Raw genomic sequence first — 4,058 nt, 5'->3', positions numbered from 1 at the left:
CCGCGGAGACCACCACCGTGTGCGACACCCCTGGGGTGTTGTCCACGAAATTGGTGATCAGCCAGTTCAGGTTCTGTGCGGCCTGGCTCATCTGACTCAACTCAACGCTCCTGGTGGTTCGAGCCGCCGAAGAGATCGGTGCTGCGATTCTGCTGTCCGTTGCCGGACGGGTCTACCTGATCGGGGTCGATCCGGAAGCTTCCGGTGGTGCCGGCACTGCGGCCCTGCTCGACGCCGCGGCGCAGGTTGGTGAGCCGGCCGCGGACCTCCTCGGGCGCGCGGGAGACCTGCGGTCCGTCCTGCGGGGTGGGCTTGGCGTTGCCCGCCACCAGGTTCTGCTTCGGCACGCGCCGGGGCAGGCCGGCGGGGGTGGTGCCGCCGGAGGAGGGCTCGCGCAGCTTCTCGGCCCGCTGCCAGTCGCCGTCGTTGGGCGACTGCCAGTCGGCGTTGCCGGCGGCGGTCGGGCCGGTGGGCCCGTAGCCGCCGAGGGCGGACACGTCGTGGCCGCGGGGCTCGGCCGGGGTGACGGAGGTGTCCTTGGCGCCGGTGAACCAGTTCGGGCTGTCGCCGCCGCCGTTGCCGTCCTGGCCGGCCGGGAAGCCACCGCCGGCCAGCTGCTGGCCGGGGCGGCGCTGCGGCAGCCCGGACGGCAGGGTGGTGGGGGCGGCGGGGGCGGTGTCGGCGGCCGGGAGGGCGGGCTGCTCGGGGGCGTACGGGTGGCCCGCCGGGGCCTCCTCGGTCGGCCGGCCGTACTGCTCGTCGGCGTAGCCGGACCCGTCGTAGCCGGTGTCCTGGCCGTACTCGTCCGTCCGGCCGTACTCGTCGTAGCCCTGCTGCGGGTACTGGCCGTAGCCGTCCTGCTGGTAGCCGTCCTGGCGGTAGCCCTCGGCGTCGTAGCCGCCGTCCTGGCCGTACTCGTCCCGGTAGCCGTACTGGTCGTCGGCGTAGCCGGACTGCCCGTAGCCCTGCTGCGGGTACTGCTCGTCCTGGGCGTAGGCCTCGTCGTTGCGGCGGCCGTAGGCCGGGTAGTCCTCGTCGACCTCGGCGTCCAGCACCGGCGGCTGACTGTCCTGCGGTCCGGCCTCCAGCGCGGCGCGGCGGACCTGGTCCAGGCGCTGCGAGCGCTGGACGGCCTCCAGGGCCGGGCTGAAGCCGGTGGAGCCGGCGTTGCCCATGCCGGTGAGGTGGTCGTCGAAGCCGAGTTCGGCGGCGCTGCGGACCGGGTCGTGGTCGACGGGCCACTGGGGGGCCGGCTCCTGCTCGGCGAAGATCCGGGAGACGGTGAACTGCTCCTCGGGCTCCGGCGCCGCGGCCATCTGGGTCACGAACGGCGGCAGCATGACCAGCGAGGTGGTGCCGGCCGACTCGCCGGACGGGCGGAGCTGGACGCGGATGTCGTGCCGCTGGGAGAGCCGGCCGACCACGAACAGGCCCATGCGGCGGGAGATGGTGGCGTCGACCGTGGGCGGCTCGGCCAGCTTCTCGTTGATCTCCGCGAAGTCCTCGGCGGTGAGGCCGATGCCCTTGTCGTGGATCTCGACGAGCACCCGGCCGTCCGGCAGCCGGGTCGCGTTGACCAGCACCCGGGTCTGCGGGCTGGAGAACGTGGTGGCGTTCTCCAGCAGCTCGGCGAGCAGGTGGACGAGGTCGGTCACGGCGGCGCCGACGACCTCGGCCTCGGGGATGCCGGAGAGCTCGACGCGCTCGTACTGCTCCACCTCGGACGCGGCGGCGCGCAGCACGTCGACCAGCGGGACCGGGGTGTTCCAGCGGCGGCCGGCCTCCTCGCCCGCGAGGACGAGCAGGTTCTCACCGTTGCGGCGCATACGGGTGGCGAGGTGGTCCAGCTTGAAGAGGTTCTCCAGCTGGTCCGGGTCGGCCTCGTTGTTCTCCAGGTCGGTGATCAGCGCCAGCTGGCGCTGGATCAGGCTCTGGCTGCGGCGCGACAGGTTGGTGAAGATCGCGTTGACGTTGCCTCGCAGCAGCGCCTGCTCGGCGGCGAGCGCGACCGCCTGCCGGTGGACCTGGTCGAAGGCCCGGGCGACCTCGCCGATCTCGTCCTTGCCGTGCAGCGGGATCGGGGTGACGTTGGTGTCCACCCGGTCCGGGTCGGTCTTGGAGAGCCGCTCGACCAGCTCGGGCAGGCGGTGGTCGGCGATGTCCAGGGCGGCGTTGCGCAGGGTGCGCATGCCGAGGATCATCGAGCGGGCCACGTAGCCGGTGAGGACACCGGCCAGGATCAGTGCGGTGAGCACGATCAGCGAGTTGAGGATGGCGTCGAAGCGGGCGTTGTCGCGCAGCTCGGAGGCGTCCACGAGCACGTCGTCCAGCAGCGCGACCTCGGTCGCGCGGAGGCTGGCGATGTGGGTGTTGGCGGCCTGGTTCCAGTTCTCCGGCGTCAGACCGGAGTCCTTGGCGTCCTTGTAGGCGCGGTCGGCGATCTCCTTGCCCTGGGACTGGCCGTTGGCGGCCGCCTGGGTGTAGGCGGTGCCGAGGTTCAGCAGGCCCTGCATGGTCGGGACGCTGCCGTTGGGCATCCGGTAGGCCGCGCGCTGGTCGGCGTTGGCCTGGACGACCTGGGCGTCGGCGTACTTCCTGGCGTCCTCGGGGGCGCTGCCGATGTTGAACTCGGAGATCGCGGTCTGTTCCAGGCGCTGGGCGACCAGCAGCTGCTGGATGAGGTCGACGTTCTCGTACCGGGTGGTCTTCTGGGCGGAGATGCCGACCAGCAGCTGCAGCATCAGGGCGCGCTGGGTCGAGGCCGAGGCCTTGGCCAGCGACATGGCGTAGATCGAGCGGCCCTTGCTGGTCAGGTTGGACGAGCCGAGGCCGACCGAGTTGTCGTAGGAGAGCAGCGGCGCGAACATCACCGAGTAGGCGCTGACGGTCGCGGAGGCGAACAGGTTGTCGGCGTAGGCGGTGGCACGCAGCTGCGGCAGGTGGACGACCACCTGCTGGAAGGCCTCGTGCCGCCGGGGGAGTTCGCCGGACTTGTCGCTGGCCTCGTAGGCCGCGTTGTAGGCCTTGAGGGCGGCGTCGGTGGTCGAGCGCGCCTTGGTGACGTCGTTGTTCGGGTCCTGCTTGGTGATCAGGGGTATGAGCGTCTTGTCGCGCTCGCTCTCCAGCGCTTCGGCGAGCTCGGTGGCGGCCTTGGCGAGGGTGGCGGTGCGCTGGGCGCGGTCGGCCTTGATGAAGCCGTCGATCGAGGTGTTGACGCGCAGGCCGCCGAAGACCAGGGCGATGACGACCGGGATCAGCAGGATCGCGATCAGTCGGGCGGGCACGCGCCAGTTGCGCGGGCGCACGAAGTCGTACCGGCTGCTCTTGGGGCCGTTGTCGTTCGTGTCGCCGCCGGGGCCGGTCCCGGCGGTGGAGCCGGTGTCCGGGCCGGACGCGCGGTCCTTGCCGGGGTTCGGCTGCTGCGGTGCCGGGGCCGTTGGCGGCCGTTCCTCGACCGGCGTGAACGCCGAGAACCCGCCCGGTTCCGGTGCGGTGCCGTTCGGCTCGCTCTGGCGGGGCTCGGAGCGCCGCTGCGGGGCGACCTGCTGCTTACGCCTCACTCGACAACTACCTCTCGGCCGACAGCCGGCCATGGATCAATCCAGCGCTACCCCGGGGGCCGCCCGCTCCGGGGAACGGCAGCCGTATGGGATCCAGGGGTAGCTGGAATTTCAGCACGTGCGGGGATGGGGGACAAACAGCTGCTGGTGGGCGGAGTGGGTGGTGCAATTCAGGACAATCACCGACATGTTGGAGCAAAACTGTGGTCTTCTGGCGCTGAGTGGTGCCGATTCGCTACAAACAGTCATTGTTGATCACGAAATGCCTACCGAACTGTTATCCGCCGCTTATGCGAGGGTCTTGCGCGAGGCGCCCGGACGACACCTCTCCGCAAGCGAACGTGCCCCGGTACCCCGTCGGCGCGACGGGGTACCGGGGCCGCCGGCCTCGGTGTCCGCTCAGCGCAGGCGGGCGAGGAGGGCGTGTTCGACGAGGGTGATGAGGGCGCTCTTGGCGCTGTCGCGGCGTCGGGCGTCGAGGGTGATGACGGGGGTGTC

At 71.2% G+C, this 4,058-nt stretch carries 1 protein-coding gene and 2 pseudogenes; all 3 read right to left on the bottom strand.

Features of this window, described 5'->3' with window-relative positions:
* A pseudogene (locus ACFVUH_RS37235) lies at positions 1 to 91 on the bottom strand (roadblock/LC7 domain-containing protein); the annotation flags it as partial.
* Between the two features lie 10 nt (positions 92 to 101).
* Positions 102 to 3,560, bottom strand: coding sequence for a nitrate- and nitrite sensing domain-containing protein (locus ACFVUH_RS37230; RefSeq protein WP_387918067.1), 3,459 nt, complete (start codon positions 3,558 to 3,560; stop codon positions 102 to 104).
* Positions 3,561 to 3,959: 399 nt separating this feature from the next.
* Positions 3,960 to 4,058 (bottom strand): annotated as a pseudogene (locus ACFVUH_RS37225) (ATP-binding protein); the annotation flags it as partial.

Source organism: Kitasatospora sp. NPDC058032 (genome assembly GCF_042885845.1).
Classification (GTDB): domain Bacteria; phylum Actinomycetota; class Actinomycetes; order Streptomycetales; family Streptomycetaceae; genus Kitasatospora.
The sequence above is the reverse complement of the archived record's forward strand: the minus strand, read 5'-3'. Positions and strand labels throughout refer to the sequence as shown.